The organism is Kribbella ginsengisoli (assembly GCF_039537185.1).
Taxonomy (GTDB): Bacteria; Actinomycetota; Actinomycetes; order Propionibacteriales; family Kribbellaceae; genus Kribbella; species Kribbella koreensis.
The window spans coordinates 1,096,033-1,113,831 of the sequence record NZ_BAABAA010000002.1; the positions used below are offsets into that span (position 1 = coordinate 1,096,033).

General features: G+C 68.6%; 18 protein-coding genes. 8 read left to right on the plus strand and 10 right to left on the minus strand.

Translation table 11 applies throughout. The features are described from left to right. The first annotated feature begins 37 nt into the window (after positions 1 to 37). A complete protein-coding gene (locus ABD768_RS12670) occupies positions 38 to 580 on the plus strand; it encodes a sigma-70 family RNA polymerase sigma factor (RefSeq protein WP_020388025.1) in 543 nt (180 codons plus the stop codon). 209 nt (positions 581 to 789) lie between these two features. Then, the gene (locus ABD768_RS12675; protein WP_344840474.1) at positions 790 to 1,887 is read left to right on the plus strand and encodes a DUF5667 domain-containing protein; all 1,098 of its coding nucleotides are present in this window, start codon (positions 790 to 792) and stop codon (positions 1,885 to 1,887) included. Positions 1,888 to 2,170: 283 nt separating this feature from the next. On the opposite strand, the gene ABD768_RS12680 is transcribed toward ABD768_RS12675, so the two are convergent. The 3 genes from ABD768_RS12680 to ABD768_RS12690 all read right to left on the minus strand — a co-directional run bounded on the left by ABD768_RS12680 (position 2,171) and on the right by ABD768_RS12690 (position 4,618). Next, positions 2,171 to 3,436 carry a 1-acyl-sn-glycerol-3-phosphate acyltransferase gene (locus ABD768_RS12680; RefSeq protein ID WP_344840477.1) on the minus strand — a complete coding sequence of 422 codons (1,266 nt, stop codon included), beginning with the start codon at positions 3,434 to 3,436 and terminating at the stop codon, positions 2,171 to 2,173. Then, entirely contained in the window at positions 3,429 to 4,433 is a 1,005-nt protein-coding gene (locus ABD768_RS12685) for an NAD-dependent epimerase/dehydratase family protein (protein WP_343976834.1), read from the minus strand. The genes ABD768_RS12680 and ABD768_RS12685 overlap by 8 nt, the downstream gene beginning before the upstream one ends. Before the next feature lie 83 nt (positions 4,434 to 4,516). Beyond that, positions 4,517 to 4,618 carry a 30S ribosomal protein bS22 gene (locus tag ABD768_RS12690; RefSeq protein ID WP_008356322.1) on the minus strand — a complete coding sequence of 34 codons (102 nt, stop codon included), beginning with the start codon at positions 4,616 to 4,618 and terminating at the stop codon, positions 4,517 to 4,519. 123 nt (positions 4,619 to 4,741) lie between these two features. On the opposite strand from ABD768_RS12690, the gene ABD768_RS12695 reads away from it, so the two are divergent. Next, positions 4,742 to 5,401: a class I SAM-dependent methyltransferase gene (locus tag ABD768_RS12695; protein WP_344840479.1), complete on the plus strand. Its 660-nt coding sequence runs from the start codon at positions 4,742 to 4,744 to the stop codon at positions 5,399 to 5,401. Between the two features lie 13 nt (positions 5,402 to 5,414). Here the strand turns inward: ABD768_RS12695 and ABD768_RS12700 are convergent, their stop codons facing one another. Further along, the gene (locus ABD768_RS12700; protein WP_344840481.1) at positions 5,415 to 5,924 is read right to left on the minus strand and encodes a GNAT family N-acetyltransferase; all 510 of its coding nucleotides are present in this window, start codon (positions 5,922 to 5,924) and stop codon (positions 5,415 to 5,417) included. A gap of 100 nt (positions 5,925 to 6,024) precedes the next feature. Between ABD768_RS12700 and ABD768_RS12705 the strand changes: the two genes are divergently transcribed. Together ABD768_RS12705 and crcB are read left to right on the plus strand one after the other, a co-directional pair. Further along, positions 6,025 to 6,504 carry a fluoride efflux transporter FluC gene (locus ABD768_RS12705; protein ID WP_343975693.1) on the plus strand — a complete coding sequence of 160 codons (480 nt, stop codon included), beginning with the start codon at positions 6,025 to 6,027 and terminating at the stop codon, positions 6,502 to 6,504. Next, on the plus strand, positions 6,501 to 6,875 hold the full coding sequence (gene crcB / locus ABD768_RS12710; protein ID WP_343975690.1) for a fluoride efflux transporter CrcB: 375 nt from the start codon (positions 6,501 to 6,503) through the stop codon (positions 6,873 to 6,875). Before ABD768_RS12705 ends, crcB begins: the two co-directional genes overlap by 4 nt. 1 nt (position 6,876) lies before the next feature. On the opposite strand, the gene ABD768_RS12715 is transcribed toward crcB, so the two are convergent. Genes ABD768_RS12715 through dnaN form a run of 3 tightly spaced genes read right to left on the minus strand, consistent with a single transcriptional unit; the run spans position 6,877 to position 11,110 of the window. Beyond that, a complete protein-coding gene (locus ABD768_RS12715; protein WP_344840483.1) occupies positions 6,877 to 8,007 on the minus strand; it encodes a DUF6042 family protein in 1,131 nt (376 codons plus the stop codon). Positions 8,008 to 8,040: 33 nt separating this feature from the next. Next, positions 8,041 to 9,897 carry a hypothetical protein gene (locus tag ABD768_RS12720; protein ID WP_344840485.1) on the minus strand — a complete coding sequence of 619 codons (1,857 nt, stop codon included), beginning with the start codon at positions 9,895 to 9,897 and terminating at the stop codon, positions 8,041 to 8,043. Positions 9,898 to 9,955: 58 nt separating this feature from the next. After that, a complete protein-coding gene (dnaN, locus tag ABD768_RS12725) occupies positions 9,956 to 11,110 on the minus strand; it encodes a DNA polymerase III subunit beta (RefSeq protein ID WP_344840487.1) in 1,155 nt (384 codons plus the stop codon). A gap of 265 nt (positions 11,111 to 11,375) precedes the next feature. Between dnaN and metG the strand changes: the two genes are divergently transcribed. Together metG and ABD768_RS12735 are read left to right on the plus strand one after the other, a co-directional pair. Further along, a complete protein-coding gene (gene metG / locus ABD768_RS12730; RefSeq protein ID WP_344840489.1) occupies positions 11,376 to 12,851 on the plus strand; it encodes a methionine--tRNA ligase in 1,476 nt (491 codons plus the stop codon). 330 nt (positions 12,852 to 13,181) lie between these two features. Next, entirely contained in the window at positions 13,182 to 14,066 is an 885-nt protein-coding gene (locus ABD768_RS12735; protein ID WP_344840491.1) for an LLM class flavin-dependent oxidoreductase, read from the plus strand. Positions 14,067 to 14,068: 2 nt separating this feature from the next. On the opposite strand, the gene ABD768_RS12740 is transcribed toward ABD768_RS12735, so the two are convergent. Next, entirely contained in the window at positions 14,069 to 15,316 is a 1,248-nt protein-coding gene (locus ABD768_RS12740; RefSeq protein WP_344840493.1) for an amidohydrolase family protein, read from the minus strand. A gap of 90 nt (positions 15,317 to 15,406) precedes the next feature. On the opposite strand from ABD768_RS12740, the gene ABD768_RS12745 reads away from it, so the two are divergent. Next, complete coding sequence (locus ABD768_RS12745; protein ID WP_344840495.1) at positions 15,407 to 15,913, plus strand: MarR family winged helix-turn-helix transcriptional regulator; 507 nt, start codon at positions 15,407 to 15,409, stop codon at positions 15,911 to 15,913. A gap of 69 nt (positions 15,914 to 15,982) precedes the next feature. On the opposite strand, the gene ABD768_RS12750 is transcribed toward ABD768_RS12745, so the two are convergent. Together ABD768_RS12750 and ABD768_RS12755 are read right to left on the minus strand one after the other, a co-directional pair. Beyond that, positions 15,983 to 16,198 (minus strand): helix-turn-helix domain-containing protein, encoded by a 216-nt coding sequence (locus tag ABD768_RS12750; RefSeq protein WP_343975667.1) that lies wholly within the window; start codon positions 16,196 to 16,198, stop codon positions 15,983 to 15,985. A gap of 169 nt (positions 16,199 to 16,367) precedes the next feature. Then, positions 16,368 to 17,543 carry an acetoin utilization protein AcuC gene (locus ABD768_RS12755; protein ID WP_343975664.1) on the minus strand — a complete coding sequence of 392 codons (1,176 nt, stop codon included), beginning with the start codon at positions 17,541 to 17,543 and terminating at the stop codon, positions 16,368 to 16,370. Between the last annotated feature and the right edge of the window lie 256 nt (positions 17,544 to 17,799).

Here is a 17,799-nt window from a genome sequence, read left to right on the forward strand (position 1 = left end):
AGAGAACTTGACGACGCCGGAGCCAAGCCCGGACGGGATGAGACGCGCAGAGCTCGTCGATCGCGCCCAGGCAGGGGACGTCGGTGCGTTCGGCGAGCTGTACGACGAGTACTCGCTGACCGTGTATCGCTACATCTACGCGCGGGTGTCGTCCTCGGCGCTCGCGGAGGACCTGACCAGTGAGACGTTCGTCCGGGCGCTGCGCGCACTGGACTCGTTCCGCTGGCAGGGCCGGGACTTCGGCGCCTGGCTGGTGACGATCGCCCGGAACCTGATCACCGACCACTACAAGTCGGGCCGGGTCCGGCTCGAGGTGGTCACCGACGAGATCGAGACGCACGACCGGCAGACCGAGGGCCCGGAGGTGGACGTGCTGGCCGCGGCCACCGCCGAGGTGCTGCGGGACGCCGTGGCCGCGCTGCCCGAGGAGCAGCGCGACTGCCTGACGATGCGATTCTTCGCCGGTCTGTCGATCGCGGAGACGGCCAAGGCGCTGGAGAAATCCGAGGGCGCCGTCAAGCAACTGCAACTGAGGGCCGTCCGGCACTTGGCGAAGGTTATCCCCAAGGACTTGAGGTGAGGAGGATGACAACGAATGTCTTTCGTAACCCGTCAGGGAGTTTCCTCGTTTGCCTGTGTGAGGACCTTTCGGTGACCCCGATCGGCCATTGAGGAGAACGAGAACTCATGAGTGACCTACACAGGGCTCGAGCGCGCGCGGAGACCTTCGCGCACGCCGTCGATCACGGGCCCCGTCACTCTTCGCGACTGAGCGATGACCCTGAGCTGATGGATGCTGTGGAGCTGGTCGGACGGCTGAGGACCGCCGGCGCAGTGACACCGCGACCGGAGTTCGCTGCCGAGCTGAGGCACCGCCTCCTCGAGCAGGCCGCGGCGCGAGCCGCGACCACGACTCCGACCGTGGTACCCAGCATTCCGCAGAACTCGGACGATCCGCCCGAGCGCGAGGACGACGACGCGTCCGTGACAGATATCCGCCATCGTCACGGCCGGCGTATCCGGCTGGTGGCCAGTACCGCCGCGCTGGTCCTGCTCGGAGGTGGCATCGGTTCTGCCGCCGCCGCTCAGCAGGCGATGCCCGGCGACGCGCTGTACGGCATGAAGCGCGGCATCGAGAACGTCTCCACCAACGTCAGCGTCGGGGACGGTTCCCGGGGCCGGCGCGAGCTCGACCACGCCAAGACCAGGCTGACCGAGATCCAGGCGCTGGTGAACAACGGTGGCGACGTGTCCACCATCAACAGCACCCTGGCGGACTTCACCATCCAGGCCCGCAAGGGCATCACCAGGCTCGTCGCGTCGTACCAGCAGGACGGCGATCCGGCCTCCATCGCGGAGGTCACCGCGTTCATCACCAGCGCCCGCCAGGCCATCGGTGAGCTCGCTCCGAAACTGCCGCCCGAGTCGCTCAAACCGGCCGTCGAGGCGTTGTCGATGCTGGAGAAGCAGGCCGGCGTCACGGCGCGGGCCTGCCCGAAGTGCGACAAGCCGAAGCCGGCCAAGAACAGCGGCCCGGCCCCGGCGATCAACCCCGGCACGGAGCCGAGCACGCCGATCAAGGCGGGCTCGTCGCCGACCGGCAAGACCACGACAGCGCCGTCGGCCAAGCCGCCAAGCTCCGGGGTCACCACGGTTCCCACCCAGCCGGTGGACACCACCATCGTCCAGGAGCCGACCACCCGGCCGACCGACCTGAAGACGCCACCCAGGCCATCGACGAAACCGAGTTCGACACCGTCGGGACCGACCGTCCCCACGCTGCCGACCCCCGGCACCCCGAGCTGGCCCTGGCCCTTTCCGACGTTGAACCTCCCGACGATCAACCTGCCGGGCGTCCTCCAGACGCTCCTGCCACCCTGGAACTGATCACCACCCGAAGAGCCCGGCTTCCCTCGGAAGCCGGGCTCTCCGCATCCCCACCGCGTCCCCACCGCATCCCCACTGCCCCCGCCCCCCGCCCGCCGTCGCCCGCCTGTCGCGGCCCGGCTCTCTCGCGCGTCATTTGAGGGGTTAACCCCTGAGATGGTGGGTTGCCCCGTCAGATTCCGGCTAGGCAACCCACCATCTCAGGGGTTAACCCCTCAAACGTCGGCTTTGCGAGTCGGCGCTCGGGCGGTGGGGTGGGGTGGGGTGGGGCAGCGGGGCGGGGTTAGAAGAAGACGCTGCGGCGTTGCATCAGCAGGGTGTAGAGGGTCTGCTGGATGGTTTCGCGGACCTGGTCGGTGACGTTGAAGACCAGCATCGGGTCGTCGGCGGCGCCGTCGGGGAACTCGTCGGTGCGGATCGGCTCGCCGAACTCGATCAGCCACTTCGACGGCAGCGGGATCAGCCCGAGTGGGCCGAGCAGCGGGAAGAACGGTGTGACCGGGATGTACGGCACCCCGACCAGGCGAGCCAGCGACGCCATGTTGCCGACCAGTGGATAGATCTCCTCGGCGCCGACGATCGAGCACGGCACGATCGGTACGCCGGTCCGCATGGCCGCGCTGACGAAACCGCCGCGACCGAACCGCTGCAACTTGTACCGCTCGCTGAACGGCTTACCGAGTCCCTTGAAGCCCTCCGGCCAGACCCCGACCAGGTTGCCCTGCCGGAGCAGCCGCTCGGCGTCGTCGTTGTTGGCCAGTGTCGCCCCGCCCTTGCGGGACAGCTCGCCGACGAACGGAGTCTTGAAGACCAGGTCAGCGGCCAGCGTCCGCAGCGGCCGGTTCGTGTGGTCGGCCACGACCAGCTGGGTGATCAGCCCATCGATCGGCATCGTGCCGGAGTGGTTCGCGACGATCAGCGCGCTGCCGGTCTCGGGGATGTTCTCGATCCCGCGCACCTCGACCCGGAACCACTTCTCCGCGAGCGGGCGCAGGAACTTCAGCATCACGTGGTCGGTCAGGTCGGGATCGAAGCCGAACTCGTCGACCTCGTACTCCCCCGTCAGCCGCCGCCGCAAAAACGCCAGGAACTCGGCCAGCTGCCGCTCCCCGTCGGCCCCCAACGTCTCCCGCACGATCTTCTCGAACGCCGCAAAGTCCTTCAGGCCGCGCGGCACAGCACTGGTCTGGCCGAAGTCGCCGGCCTGCGGGCCGAACCCGGCCGCCAGCTCCTCTGCCGCTGCCGCCGATGGGCCCACGCCCGGGGCGTCATCGGCCGGCCCGTGCTCGGCTGCTTGACCGCGAGCTCCGGCAGTGCCCTTGCCGACCCGGGCCTTGCCGGGCCGCTTCGCCTTGCCGAGCTCAGCCGGCTGGACGGCTTCGGCATCAGCACGGGCCTTGGCTGTCCGGTTGCGGGCTCGCTCTGCCCTGTCCTTGACCGCTTCGGGGCCCGCGAGGGCGCGGGCTGCGGCGGACGGGGTGGTGCGGCGTCCGCTGCCGCGGCCTGGGCGGCCGCCCGATCCGATCGGGATGACGTCGGCGTCAGCCACGCAGTGCTCCCAACCCGGCGCTCAGTCCAGCGGTGAGCAGGCGGGAGGCCTGCGTGACGGCGCCCGTACCGAGGTGGGCGCGGAAGTCGTCGAAGGCGCCGGCGGTCGTGTACTCCGGCTCGAAACCGAACTCGGCCCGCATCCGGGTGGTGTCCACCGCGCGGCCGTAGGTCAGGAAGGTGATCTGGTCCGGCGAGAAGTCGGCCAGCCGGGCCCGGCGTACAACGGCCGCTGTACTTGCCGCGGTGAACGACGGGAGCCGGAACGCGGGCCGGCCGAGGCGACGGATCGCCTGGGACAGCGTGACCACGCCGTCGCCGGCCAGGTTGAAGGTGCCGGGCAGATCGTGCGCGGTCGCGTGGTGGATCGCCTCGACGCCGTCGTTCTCGTGCAGGAACTGGAGCCGGGCGTCGAAGCCGAAGACGGTGGGCACGACCGGCATCGCGAAGTACCGGGTGATCGGGGAGTCGGTCTGCGGGCCGATCCAGTTGGCCATCCGCAGGGTGGTGACGCAGACGTCGGGGCGGCGCCGGGCGAACCCGCGCACGTACCCCTCGACCTCGACCGCGTCCTTGCTCAGCCCGGTCTGATGGATCGCCCGCGGCGCCATCTCCTCGGTGAACATCGCGGGGTCGCGCGGACCGGCGCCGTACACCGTGGTCGACGACTTGACCACGAGCTTGCGCACGCCGGGCGCCTTCTGGCACGCGGCGAGCAACTGCATGGTGCCGATGACGTTGATCTCTTTCATCGACGACCGTCCCCCGGCGCTGCCAGGGGTCGCCACGACGCCCGTGTGGACGACTGTGTCGACGTCCTCACCGGCGATGACTTTCGCGATGACGGGGTTGCGGATGTCCGCCCGGACGAACCGGACCCGGCCCAGCTCGGCGCGTGGCGGCACCACATCGATGCCGATCACGGTGTCAATCCCGGGATCGGCAGCGAGTCTGCGGGCACAACGAGCACCGGCATCTCGAGAGACGCCGGTAACCATCACTACCTGTGCCACGAGTGACCCCCAGCCAGACAGCAACAACTCCGTCAACGCCGCCCTGGATCCCAGGACGGCGGGAACTGCTACTTGCCGAGCTTGCGGCGCTGCACCCGCGTCTTCTTCAGCAGCTTGCGGTGCTTCTTCTTCGCCATCCGCTTACGGCGCTTCTTGATTACAGAACCCACAGTTGGACCTTCCAAACTTAAAGAGAGCGTCAGGAAAGACTACCTGCAGGTCACCTCCCTGACCTAAGTGAGGCTGGTCGCCCGCCTGGATAGGATGGTTTCTCGTCGACTGGGGAGGCCTCGATGGGCGCTCGCTACAACGGTTTAGCCGATTGGTACGACGCCCGCTTCGTCGTCGGAGCACCCCGCCACCAGCCCGGTCTGCTGGAGCTGCTCGGCCCCGGTTCGGGCCCCTGCCTCGACCTCGGCTGCGGGACCGGGCGCAACTTCGACACCATCCGCGACAGCGGCCGCACGGTGGTCGGGGTGGATCGCTCGTCCGACCAGCTCCGGCTGGCCCGCACCCGCACCGACGGCCCGCTGATCGAGTCGGACGCGGCGCTGCTCCCGTTCGCCGCCGGCTCTTTCGACACCGTGATCGCGATGTGGATCTCCACCGACCTAGATGACTTCCCGAGCGCACTGGGCGAGGCGGTCCGCGTACTACGCCCTGGCGGGTTGCTGGTCTGCTACGGGGTCCACCCGGCCTTCAACGGCCCGCATGTCCAGTGGAACGAAGACGGTACGCGGCTCATCCACCCGTCGTACCGGACCCCCGGCTGGCACGACGAGTCACCGGCCTGGGCCGACGACGGCATCCGCAAGCGCGTCGGCATGCGCCATCTCCCCCTGCCGGACCTACTCAACGCGTTCCTCCGCCCCGAACTGACCCTCGAACGCGTCGAAGAGCCCGAAGGCATGCCGGTCCCGCACGCCCTCGCCCTGAAGGCCCGCCGAAACTGAACCGCGCGGCCGCTCAGGCGAGGTGCTCCCACGTGTAGAGCAGCAGGTCGCGTCCCTTCTCGGTCACCGGTGCGGGCTCAGCGTCGGTCAACTCGTAGCCGGCCCCACGAGCCACCGCGTTGCTGGCTTCGTTCTCGGCCTCGATCTCCAGGAGCACCCGGGGCATTCCAGCGACCTCATGGGCGTACGCGGTGATCAGCTTCACGGCCCGTACTGCGAGGCCTTGCCCGCGGAACTGCGAGCCGACGGAGTACCCGACACTCAGCGTCTTCGGCATCAGCAGCACCTCGCCGAGCGGCCGTTCGCCGTCGGTGGTGATCGCCAACTGGATCCGTCCGTTGTCCGCCTGTGCCACCTCGAGATAAGCCTTCGCCGCCTGCTCGTCGAACGGTGTCACGAGCGGCGTCCAGTACGCCACGGCCGGATCGTCGAACAACTCGACCATCGCCGGGAGATCCGCCTCCACCCACTCCCGCAGGATCAGTCCGTCACCGGCCAGCCGTACACCAGTCATCTCGGTCATGTTCGCCATCCTCTCCTACCCGCCGGTCCGCGGACGAGGCATTTCCGTCCGGTGCTGATCCAGCGGGCTATCGTGCTGTCACCAAGGCCGGGAGGTGGGAGTGCAGAAGGATCCGTCGCCGCGGGAGCCGGTTGACTCCGACGTCGATCTGCGGCACCCGGCGGGCGTAGTACCGGTCCGGCGGGGTGAGGCCGCGGTGGTCGGGGCGATCGCGGCCGGTGGTGCGATCGGGGCGTCGGCGCGTTATGGCGTTGGCGTCGCGTGGCCGGCCGCCGCGGGATCGTGGCCTTGGGCAACGATGATGATCAACGTGGTGGGGTGTGCGCTGATCGGCGTACTGATGGTGCTGGTGTCCGAGGTGTGGATCGGGCAGCGGTTGCTGCGGCCGTTCGTGGGGACCGGGATCCTCGGCGGGTTCACCACCTTCTCGACGTACGCCGTCGACCTCCAGCGGTTGCTCGCCGACGGGCATGCGCTGATCGCGGTGGGCTATCTGTTCGCGACCGTGGCCGGGGCGATCGCCGCCGTCTTCGCCGGTACGCATGTCACGCGCGCGCTCGTCCGGCGGAGCCGTCGATGAAGGTCTTGTTCGTCATCGCGGGTGCTGTTGCCGGTGCTCCCCTGCGGTATCTGACTGATCGCGCGGTTCAGTCGCGGCACGACAGTGACTTCCCCTGGGGCACGTTCACCGTCAACGTCGTCGGCTCGGCGATCCTGGGCTTCGTCGTGGGCGCGAGCACGGCGGCCGATGCTCCGCATTGGGTGCAACTGTTGGTCGGTACCGGGTTCTGCGGCGCATTGACGACCTACTCGACGTTCTCGTACGAAACGCTGCGGCTGTGGGAACAGAACGCCAGACTCGCCGCCGTCGCCAACGTCACGGCCAGCATCCTGGCCGGCCTCGGCGCCGCCTATCTGGGCCTGGCGATCAGCGACAGCATCTGGCGCTGACTCAGTGCGCCTGGGCCGGGAACACGGTCAGGGTGAACTCTCCGGCCGGGTCGCCTTCAACGGCCATCAGCTTGCGTAGTACGGCATCGCCGAGTGCTCCTCGTACTTCCTCCGGCGAGGCGAGCGTGCGCTCCGCGAGGGCTGCCACGGTGGTCTGATCGGCGCCGCCCCACAAGGCGATCGTCATCAGGTCGGAGGTGAAGGAGGTGTACTTGGCCATGCTCTGGTAGGTCTCGAGCGCGGTCAGCGTCTCGGGTGGAATCCGCAGAACCTCCTGAGGTAGCGGCTCAACTGGTGATCGGCGGTAGCGGTCGCCACCGAAGGTGAGACAGCCGAGTGCCGTGAACAGCGGCGGCAGCATCCGGCGGCTGGTCGGCTCTGCTCGGCCGAGCTGTTCGGCGACGGTTGCCAGCGTCATCAGCTGGTACGCCCGGTCGGCCGGCGTGAGTGGCTGGTCGAGCCAGTCGTCGCCCCACGAGTGGGTCGAGGCCCACTCCGCCAGCTCCTCCAAGGACGTCCCGTCGTCCCGTCCGCTGACGTACTCGAGAGTGGTGATCATCCCGGCTGCCTCATATCCGAGCAGATAGCCCCACCCCGGGTCCCCCGCCGGCACGGCCGGCTTGCTCCGTCGAAGCCAGCGCGGTGGCTCCACCTCGGCGACCGGCCAGAAATCCAACTGCCACAAGCTCCAAGGCCCTCTTGGCTCCCCGGCCTCATCTGTCGCAGTCGGTCGAGGGAGCTCTTGGTGGGCGACGCGGACCCGGTACGACCCCGGCGCGCCGAGCGGGAGATGCTCCTCGGGCCAGGAGCCCGTCACCGAGGTCAGACCGACCACACCACTGGCGCTCCGATACGGAAGCTCGACCAGCTCCACCCACTCGAGTGGTTCGTCGAGGTTCGGTGTGCTGTCGTGGACTTGGATGCGGACGTGACAGGGAAGGTCGCCTGAGGCGGCCTCCAGCCAGCCGGCGCCGGCGCGGGCGATCGTCCCGCACGGCTGAGCCTCGGTGGCGTACTGCTCCAGCAGCCCGGCGTCGACATACTCGACGTGGCCACTGGCGGCGTCCCGCACCGTCAGCGTGCCGAACTCCGGCAGGTAGTCGTCATCCTCGAACGTCCCCAACACCGCCATCCATCAACGCTAGCCGTTGTGGGCCTGGTCCGTTCACCCAAGCCATGCTGCCAGCCGCGCGGCCTGGGCACTCCCTTCGGCCGCGAGCTCGTTCAGGATCGGGAGTACCGGGGTCATCAGCGAGATCTCCAGGACAGCCCCGTCGCCCAGCGACTTGGTCTCGCGCACCGCGACGAGGACGCGAACAGCGGTCTCGGCGTCGCCGGTCACCTTGAACCAGGCTTTGGAGGCCTGGACGCGGATGTCTACCCACGGGCTCGGGTCCACCTCGGACAGCAGCGTCCGTAGTACCGGCTCCGCGGCCCGCGCGGCCGGTCCGAGCTGATCGATCCACATCAGGGCCAGGTAGTCGAGGCCTATCCCACCCTCACCGAGAGCCGGCTCGTTCGGCGGCACCTTCGTCGACCGCCTGGGATGGTCGGTGATCACCGAGACCAGGATCGGCACGACCTCATCGGCCGGGTGCCTCAGGTCCATCAACGCCCTGGCCGCCCAGGCCCGCGACTCCAGATCACTCCCGGCGCAGACCGTCAGCAGGGCAGCGCGTACCGCTGGATCCGCCCCGCCGACCCGCCCGAGCTGCTGGCAGAGCATCACCATCACCTTGATGACGTCCGGGTTGCGAGTGGTCTGACCCTCGCTGAACCGCAGCAGAGCGAGCAGCTTCGCGGTCAGCTCGGGACGCACCGCCTGCTTGTCCGGGAAGGCGTCCACCAACCGTTCGAGCTGGTCGAACTGCTTCTCCTGCCGGAATCGCGCAACCAGCGGTGGGGTGAGTGCGGTCGCGTGCCCGGCGGCCGACCCGAGCACCTCGCTCGACTCGTTCGAGAGCCGCCGGTCGACCAACTCCAGCAGGAACTGCTCCGCTCGGGGATGCCCGGCCGCGACGAGGATCCTCCGCAGTCCGAGCGTCGGTGTGCGGTCGTTCAGGTTCGCCACCTGGTCGAGCAGGACGACCAGCCGCCGATCGCTGCGGTCCCAGGGGATCGGGCCGTCGGGTCCCTTCCGATCCTTGAACCAGGCCATCAGGTCCGGTACGCCGGTCGACACGATCCCCAGATCGGTCGTCGCCACCAGGTCGATGATCCGCGGCACCAGCTCGATCGCCAGGTCCGGATGCGTCTGGTACAGATGCGTGGCCATCAGGACGAGCGAGCCAGGATTCCCGAACAGCGTCGGGTCGGTCGCCCAGGGGAGGTCGAGCATGCGCTGCAGCCAGTACCGCAGAGCAGTCGGCGGCAGCGTCGGTTGAACCGCCCAGAGTGCCCACGAGCCGCCGCCTTCCGCCCACGGCAGCTCCATCGTCATCGTCCGGCCGGCCGGTCCTGCGCAGAGCACCAGCGCGTCGAGCACCCGCTCGGGGATCTCCGACCCACCCTCGGTCTGTCGATTCAGCAACGGCAGCTCGGCCTGTGCGGGCCGCGATGCCGGATCGGCCTGCCGGTGCCGCAATGTCAGCCCGTACGCGGCGCCGAGCCGGTCCGTGTCGGAGTTGCCCGGTTCCGTGAAGGCCAGCACTCGGCCGGCGTCCCGGTCGGCGAGGCTGACCAGGAGCGCCATCCGGGCGGCCGCGTCCTGTTCGTCGGCCAGCGCGTTCAGCAGTTGCGTCGTGATGTCGTCGTCGACGTAGGTGAGCAGGTAGGCGGTGATCCGCCGTACCACCGGATCGGGATGCCGCAGGCAGCCGAGGAGCGGCACCAGTCCGACAGAGTGCACCGATTCGAGCTGCTGTTCCCACCGCTCTGCCTCGGCGGGTCTGGCGCGCTCGAGCTTCTCGCCGAGAGCTGCTTTCAGTCGCTCCAGCGCGCTGTGGTTGAGCGGACCGGGCTCGCCGTACTCGTCGAAGTCGTCATCGAAATCCGCTGACAACTTCCGGCTGTCGAATCCCATGCTGCCGCCCCCCGCCTCGTCGAGAGTGACGATAATACGGGTTATCAGGGCCAGGCGGTCAGTTGTTGTGGAGGCGGACCGGCATCAGGATGTAGCGGAAGTTGGTCAGGGGCTCTTCTTCCAGGTCGGTGGCGCCGGTCAGTTCGGCGGGCTTGGTGGGGTGGGTGAAGGCGAGTTGGGCGACTGGGGTGCCGATCGCGTGCAGGCCGTCCAGCAGGTACGCCGGATTGAAACCGACCGTCACCGGTTCACCGCTCAGGCGGGCCTCGATGGACTCCGATGCTTGGGCTTCCTCACCGCTGCCGGCGTCGAGGGTTGCTCCCTCCTCGCTGAAGGTGATGCGGATCGGCGCATTGCGCTCGGCCACCAGGGCGACGCGTTTCACCGCTTCGACCAGCGTCGCCGTACCGACCCGGACCCGGGTCTGGATCGCATCCGCGGCCGGCATCAGATTGCGGACCTTGGGAAAACTCCCGTCCAGCAATCGTGTGGTCGTCCATCGACAGCCACCGGAAACCTCACCCGAGAACCCCGCCAGACCGTCCCCGCCGGCGGCCTCCTGGTCGAGAGCCAGCGTGAGCGCCGAGCCGGTCATCGCCTTGGCGGTATCCGAAAGCACCCGAGCCGGAATCAGAATCGTCGCTGACACTGGCTCCGGGGTGGCTGGGTCCCATTCCAGTTCTCGGATGGCCAGGCGGTAGCGGTCTGTGGCCAGCAGGGTGATCGTCGAGCCTTCGATCTCCATGCTGACGCCGGTGAAGGTGGGCATGGTGTCGTCGCGGCTGGCTGAGCCGGCCACCTGGGCGACTGCTTGGGCGAAGACGTCGCTGCGGAGGGCACCGCTGGTCGGTGGTTGTGCCGGCAGCTCCGGATACTCGTCCACCGGCAAGGTTTGCAGCGTGAAGCGGGCCGTGCCGCAGGTGAGCAGTGCCTTCGCTCCGTCGACGCTGAAGTCAATCGCTTGATGGGGAAGGCTCTTCACGATGTCGGCGACCAGCCGGCCCGACACCAGGCAGCGCCCGGGATCAGCCACCTGCGCCGGCAGCGTGACCCGATGCGACGTCTCGTAGTCGAACCCCGACAGCGTCAGCTCCCCCTCCGACGCCTCCATCAGCAACCCCGCCAGAATCGGCACATTCGGCCGGCTGGGCAGGCTCTTGCCCACCCACGCCACCGACTCCACCAGCAGATCCCGCTCCACCCGTACCTTCATGCCGACCGCCTCCCAGCTTCCTCACCGGGTTCCACTCAAGCACCGGCCACCGACAGTTTCCGCGGCCGCCGAATCGACTAGGGGCTCAACCACCAGCCTGGTAATCTCGAAGGCGTGAACAGCTTCCCGTCGCAGCAGATGATGCCCCGCCAGCGCGGGGTTCAGCGACGGACGTAGTCGATCCGAGGCCCCGAGTCGGGGCCTCGTTCGCGTTTCACCGGGCGGCGTCGTCCCGGCTCTCCTTCCATCCCAGCAGGAGATTCCGATGACGCGTTCCTATCTGACCACCACCATCCCGTTCGTCAACGCCCGCCCGCACCTGGGGTTCGCCCTCGAACTGGTCCAGGCCGACGTCCTCGCCCGGCATCGCCGGCGCCGCGGCGACGAAGTCCGTTTCCTCACCGGAACGGACGACAACTCCCTCAAGAACGTGCTCGCCGCCGAGGCGGAGGGCATCGGAGTACAGGAGTTCGTCGACCGCAACGCCGCGGCCTTCGAAGAGCTGCGCGAGCCACTCGCCCTGTCCTTCGACGACTTCATCAGGACCAGCAGCGATCCCCGCCACCGCGTCGGGGTCGAGCGCATCTGGCAGCGCTGCGCCGACGCCGGCGACCTCTACCGCAAGCATTACGAGGGCCTGTACTGCGTCGGCTGCGAGCAGTTCTACCAGCCCGAAGACCTCACCGACGGCCGCTGTCCCGACCACGGCACCGAGCCCCAACTCGTCTCCGAGGAGAACTGGTTCTTCCGCCTCTCCCGGTACTCCGAACAGCTCCGCGACCTGATCACCACCGGCAAGCTGCGGATCGAGCCGGCCACCCGGCGCAACGAAGTACTGGCCCTGATCGACGGCGGGCTGCACGACTTCTCCGTCTCGCGCTCGCAGCGCCGGGCTCGTGGTTGGGGCATCCCGGTCCCTGGCGATCCCGACCAGGTCGTCTACGTCTGGTGGGATGCCCTGGGCAACTATGTGTCGAGCCTCGGCTACGGCACCGACAGCCCCGACCTGGAGCATTGGTGGCAGACCTCCGACGACCGGATTCACCTGCTGGGCAAGGGAGTCGTCCGTTTCCACGCCGTCTACTGGCCCGCGACGCTGCTCTCAGCCGGACTCGAGCTACCGACCGAGATTCTCGTCCACGACTATCTCACCGTCGACGGCCGCAAGATCAGCAAGTCCGCCGGTACGACGATCGACCCGGCCGAACTCGTCGAGGAAGTCGGAACCGACGCCGTCCGCTGGTGGCTGCTGCGCGACGTCCCGAGGATCGGCGACGCGGACTTCACCCGCGAACGCCTGATCGCCCGCAGCAACTCCGACCTCGCCGGCGGCCTCGGCAACCTCGTCAACCGCGTCGTCTCCCTCATCCACCGGTACTACGACGGCCGCGTACCCAACCTCCAACCGGCCCCTGGCGAGCTCCGGACGGCCGTCGCCAACGCACCCTCCGAAATCGAGACCGCCCTGGCGAACTACGACTTCCGCAAAGCAGCCACCGCACTGTGGGACATCGTGGAGTCCGCCAACCGCTACATCGAAACCACCGAGCCGTGGCAGCTGGCCAAGACCCAGGATCCCTTGCTGGCAAAGGTCCTGGCCACCCTCCACCACGCCTGCCTGACCCTAGCCGGCGAGCTGTCCCCCTTCCTCCCCAGCGCAGCCGCCCGCATCACCACCCAGTGCACCCCGATCGACGGCGTCCTCCCGCCCGCGACCCCGCTGTTCCCCAGGCTCACCTGAGCTTGCGCAGCGGTGAGAGGAGAAAGGTCAACGGCGAAAGGCACAACCCCAGCGCAGCAAGCAACAACGCGGCGCGATTCCCGAGGTGGGCGGCCAGCACGCCGCCCTGCCTGGGCAGGGAAAAGGGCTCACGGTGCCACCAGAGTGGGCAGCACGCGGTGACTGACTACGTCAACGCGTGCGCGAACGACCGGGAATATCCAACACCTCCTGCATCACGCCCGCAGCCTAGGCACCGGCCCCGCCGCGGACAACCGGATTTCACCGTTGCACGCGAGGTCGTTAGCCGACTAGGCTTTTATTTGTCCAGCTAATCAACTGGAGGCGTGGATGGTGGAGTTCGGGATCAAGACGGTGCCGGCGCAGATCGGGTACGACGAACTGGCGGCGGTCTGGCACGAGGCCGACGCCGTCGAGGTGATCCGGGACGCGTGGCTGTGGGATCACCTGCTGCCGTTGATGGGCCCGAAAGGTGGGCCGATCTTCGAGGGCTGGACGCTGCTGGCGGCCCTGGCCGCGCAGACCGGGCGCTTGCGGATGGGCCTGCTGGTGACGAGCAACCGGCTGCGGCCACCCGCCATGCTGGCGAAGATCGCGGCAACCGTTGACGCGATCTCGCACGGCCGCCTGGTGGTCGGGCTGGGGGTCGGCGGTACACACCAGGACGGCGAGAACCCGGCGCTGGCGGAGTACGCCGCCTATGGATTCGACTTGGTACCGCCGGCCGAAGGCATCGCGCGACTCGACGAGACCTGCCGGATCCTTCGCAGGTTGTGGACCGAAGAGGTCGTCGACTTCGACGGGAAGTACTACCGGCTGCGGGAGAACTACTGCTCGCCGAAGCCTGTCCAGCACCCCGGACCGCCTCTGCTGCTGGGAGGCTGGGGCGACCGGACCCTCCGCGTGGTCGCCGAGCACGCGGACATCTGGAACATCCCCGGTCCGCCGCACAACGACACCGCGCTGATCGCCGAGCGGGGCACGGTTCTTGACGAGCACTGCCGGGCGATCGGCCGGGATCCACGCGAGATCACCTGGTCGGTCCAGACCCACGCCTTTCCCGACGACGTCGAGCGAACCCGGCGTACCGTCCTGGAGCTCGCCGACATCGGCGTCGGGCACGTAGTACTGAATCTCCTGAAGCCGTTCCGCCCAGGCCTCGCGACCTGGGCGGCCGAAGAGATCATTCAGCCCATACAAGCGAAACTCGCCTGAACTCAGGCTGCACGGAGGTGTTCCGCGGTACTGCGGACGGCCGCCAAGGTGGACTCGAGGTCGGGGTGGAGCAGGTGGCCGTCGCGTTTGACGGGATTGCCGGCCACCAGGACGGTGTCGATGTTGCCCGGGTGGGCTGAGGTGACGACGGTGGCGATCGGGTCGTGGAGGCCGCCGATCAGGTTGATGTCGGAGGCTCGGAGGAGGACGAGGTCGGCCTGTTTGCCGGGGCGCAGCGAGCCGATCTGGTCGGACAGGCCCAGGGCGCGGGCGCCGTCCAGGGTGGCGATTCGGAGTACTTCGGCGGCGGTCAGCGTTTGGTAGCCGAGGGCGAGGACCGAGCGCATCGCGTTGAACATGTCGCCGGGAGCGGTGGTGACGACGTCGATGCCGAGGCCGGTGGTGACACCGGCGGACTTCAGGCGGCCGGCGATCGGGTCGCCCATCTCCATCCGCGCCTCGACCGCCGGAGTGACAGCGACCGCAGCGCCGGAGTCCGCGATCAGCTTCAGCTCGGAGTCGGGCAGGTTGTTGCCATGGATGTAGAGGACATCGGAGCGCAGCAGGCCCTTGTCCTGCAGGAGTTGCAGCGGGTACGGCGCCAGCGGGCCGCTCATGATGTGCACGACGATCGGCACGCCGAGCTCGGCCGCCAGGGCCCAGTCGGCCTGGGTGATCTCGAACGGCGCGAACGCGGGCCCGATCGCGGCGAGGGCCGGCGTGATCAGCCCTGATGCCCGGTCCACGACGTGCCGCATCCCGGCCGGATCAACCGCTGCGCCTGCCGTCGCCGACGGACCATAGCCGAAGACCGCGCGGATGCCGCTCGAGGCCAGGCCGTCCAGAGCCGCGTCGGTGTGGTCGCGGCTGTGTTGCACGTGCGAGTAGTCCTGCACTGTGGTGATCCCCGCGTCCAGGCACTCCAACGCCCCCGCGAGGTTGCCGGTGGCAACGTCTTCCGGCCGGTACCTCGCACCGTACCCACCGAGCACCTGCTCGATGTACCCCATCAGGTCCATGTCGACCGCCGTTCCCCGCAGCGCGGTCTCCCACAGGTGCCGATGGGTGTCCACAAAGCCGGGCAGCACGATCCGGTCGGTCGCGTCGATCACCTCGGCATCCGTCACCGCCAGGTCGGGCCCGACTGCGGCGATCCGGCCGTCCTCGATCAGTACGTCGGTGTCGCGGTGGACGGTCACGATCGGCTCGGTGTCGATCACGAGTCCGCCACGGAGCAGCGTTCGGTTCATCCCCGATCAATCCCCTCACTAGAAAGCTTTATTGAAAGCTATCACCAAAGGCAGATAAGCTGTCAACCAAGCGAGCGACGGGTGGGAGCGATGACGGCAGACCGGGTAGACCAGTTGATCGCGGCGTGGGAGCGCGAGTTGCCTGCTGCGCTCCACCCGACGACCGAGCTGTCCAAGCGGCTCCTGCTGCTGGCCGCCGCGGTGGACGAGTCGGCCCGAGCGGTCCTGCCCGAGCTGGGGCTGACGATGGCGGAGTTCGACGTGCTGGGCACGCTGCGGCGGTCCGGCGAGCCGTGCCGGATGAAGCCGACCGAGCTCAGCCGGAGCCTGCTGCTGTCGTCCGGAGGTACGAGCAACGTGGTCAATCAGCTGGCCAACCGCGGACTGGTGGTGCGCGAGCCCGATCCGGACGACGGGCGCGGGACGCAGATCCGGTTGACCGACGAGGGCGTCGCGATGGCCGAGAAAGCGGTGCTGGCGGGCGCCGCGGCGCATGCCGAGGTCTGGGCGGGCGTACCGGCCGAGGTGCTGGATGCCGCGACCACCGCGCTGCGCGCACTCCACCAGGCGACCGGCCCGGCAGCACGGCGCGGCTAGTCGGCAGCAAGGCAGACAGGCGAAGCGGCCGGTCCCTCACGGGGATCCGGCCGCTTTCGCTTCTCGTGGTTATCCGGTTTGGAAAAACGCGCCCTTGAGGTAGTCGTGCACCGCGCCCTCAGACACCCGGAACGACCGACCCACCCGCACCGCGGGCAGCTCTCCGGAGTGCACCAACCGGTACACCGTCATCTTGGACACGCGCATGGCCGTGGCGACCTCTGCCACGGTCAGGAACTTCACCTCGGCGAGCGGCGACTCACCACCGGACTTCTTTGATGCCATAACGCACCGCACTTCCAGCACGAGTCGTGCGCCGGCTTCCCCTCCGGCACCTCCGCGCGTGCATGAACAGAGCGTAGTGGCTGTTGGTGCGAATGGGAAAGAGGGTGCCTGGTGTGACTGGATGGTTCATCCGGATCAGAGTGTCGCAGCAGCCTGATCCGGGCCCGGTCTAGTACGTCGGATCGAGCCCGAGCAGCGGGAAACTGATGTCCCGGGTCGCCTTGATCGAGCGGTCCAGCCAGGTGTCGGGGTTGTACCCGGTCGACCAGTCCGCGTACGTCGGAGCGCGGCCATCCGTCATCCGCATCGGCGCGACCCGGTCGAACCGGAGCCGGATGTCCTCACGCCACGACTCCGGCACCGCCGTCTCCGGGTCGATCGGCTCACCGGCCACGATCGCCAGCAGATGGGTCCAGGCGCGCGGTACGACGTCGACGATCGCGTAGCCGCCACCACCGGTCGACACCCACTTGCCGTCGCAGACCTGGTGGGCCAGGTCGTGCAGGGCCAGGTACGCCGCGCGCTGCCCGTCCACCGTCTTGGTCAGGTGCGCCAGCGGGTCCTCGGCGTGGGAGTCGCAGCCGTGCTGGGTGACGAGCACCGACGGCTTGAACGCCTTCACCACGTCCGGCACGATCGCGTGGAACGCCCGCAGCCAGCCCGCATCCCCGGTACCAGGCGGCAGCGGGATGTTGACCGCACTGCCCTCCGCATCCGGCCCACCGGTCTCCCCCGGCCCCCCAGTGCCCGGGAACAGGGTCGTCGGCGACTCGTGCAGGCTCACCGTCAGTACCCGCGGGTCGTTGTAGAACACGGTCTGTACGCCGTCCCCGTGATGAACGTCCACGTCGACGTACGCGACCCGCTCGGCGCCATGGTCGAGCAGCCACTGGATCGCGACGGCCGGGTCGTTGTAGACGCAGAAGCCGCTGGCCATCCCCGGCATCGCGTGGTGCAGCCCGCCGGAGATGTTGGCGGCGTGCAGCACGTCGCCCTCCCACACGGCCCGCGCGGCCTCGACGGATGCCCCGACCACATGCGCCGACGCCTCGTGCATCCGCGGGAAGCAGTACGTGTCGTCGGTGCCGAGCCCGTGCTCCGGGTCCGGGTGATCAGGATCCTGCCCGGCCCGCTTGACGGCCTCGATGTACTCGGCCGTGTGCACGGTCCGCAGCAGCGCGTCGTCCGCCACCGGCGCGGGCACCACCTTCAGCTGATCGAGTACGCCGAGCGCGCGGGCCAGCCGGATCGTCAGATCCACCCGGACCGGACTCATCGGATGCCCATGGCCGAAGTCGTACGCCGTCAGACCCTCGTCGAAGACCAGCATCGCCTCACCGCTCATGCCCCGACCTTAGCCCGCGAGCGCGCTACGGGCTTGCGCTCAACCGATCGGTTGTGTCCGCCGGACTGCCGCGCGCCGACGGCGGCGGGTGGCGGTGTGAGCCTGGGACGGGCTATGGTTTTCGGGTGAACGCTTTCAGCTTGCAGCAGTGGTGGGCCGCTTAGGCGGACCCTCCTGCGTTCACGCGCACCGACCAGGCCGCCTCGCCGAGGCGGCCTTTTTCGTGTGCCCGTCGGTCGGTGAGGCCCGATCGACG

Bases quoted from the DNA above. Each gene is read 5' to 3' on its own strand.
- ABD768_RS12715 (WP_344840483.1), bottom strand. From the start codon at position 8,007: ATGGCGGTGTTGGGGACGTTCGAGGATGACGACTACCTGCCGGAGTTC.
- ABD768_RS12745 (WP_344840495.1), top strand. From the start codon at position 15,407: ATGACGGCAGACCGGGTAGACCAGTTGATCGCGGCGTGGGAGCGCGAG.
- ABD768_RS12735 (WP_344840491.1), top strand. From the start codon at position 13,182: ATGGTGGAGTTCGGGATCAAGACGGTGCCGGCGCAGATCGGGTACGAC.
- ABD768_RS12675 (WP_344840474.1), top strand. From the start codon at position 790: ATGGATGCTGTGGAGCTGGTCGGACGGCTGAGGACCGCCGGCGCAGTG.
- ABD768_RS12755 (WP_343975664.1), bottom strand. From the start codon at position 17,543: ATGAGCGGTGAGGCGATGCTGGTCTTCGACGAGGGTCTGACGGCGTAC.
- metG (WP_344840489.1), top strand. From the start codon at position 11,376: ATGACGCGTTCCTATCTGACCACCACCATCCCGTTCGTCAACGCCCGC.
- ABD768_RS12700 (WP_344840481.1), bottom strand. From the start codon at position 5,924: ATGACCGAGATGACTGGTGTACGGCTGGCCGGTGACGGACTGATCCTG.
- ABD768_RS12695 (WP_344840479.1), top strand. From the start codon at position 4,742: ATGGGCGCTCGCTACAACGGTTTAGCCGATTGGTACGACGCCCGCTTC.
- dnaN (WP_344840487.1), bottom strand. From the start codon at position 11,110: ATGAAGGTACGGGTGGAGCGGGATCTGCTGGTGGAGTCGGTGGCGTGG.
- ABD768_RS12670 (WP_020388025.1), top strand. From the start codon at position 38: ATGAGACGCGCAGAGCTCGTCGATCGCGCCCAGGCAGGGGACGTCGGT.
- crcB (WP_343975690.1), top strand. From the start codon at position 6,501: ATGAAGGTCTTGTTCGTCATCGCGGGTGCTGTTGCCGGTGCTCCCCTG.
- ABD768_RS12740 (WP_344840493.1), bottom strand. From the start codon at position 15,316: ATGAACCGAACGCTGCTCCGTGGCGGACTCGTGATCGACACCGAGCCG.
- ABD768_RS12685 (WP_343976834.1), bottom strand. From the start codon at position 4,433: ATGGTTACCGGCGTCTCTCGAGATGCCGGTGCTCGTTGTGCCCGCAGA.
- ABD768_RS12720 (WP_344840485.1), bottom strand. From the start codon at position 9,897: ATGGGATTCGACAGCCGGAAGTTGTCAGCGGATTTCGATGACGACTTC.
- ABD768_RS12750 (WP_343975667.1), bottom strand. From the start codon at position 16,198: ATGGCATCAAAGAAGTCCGGTGGTGAGTCGCCGCTCGCCGAGGTGAAG.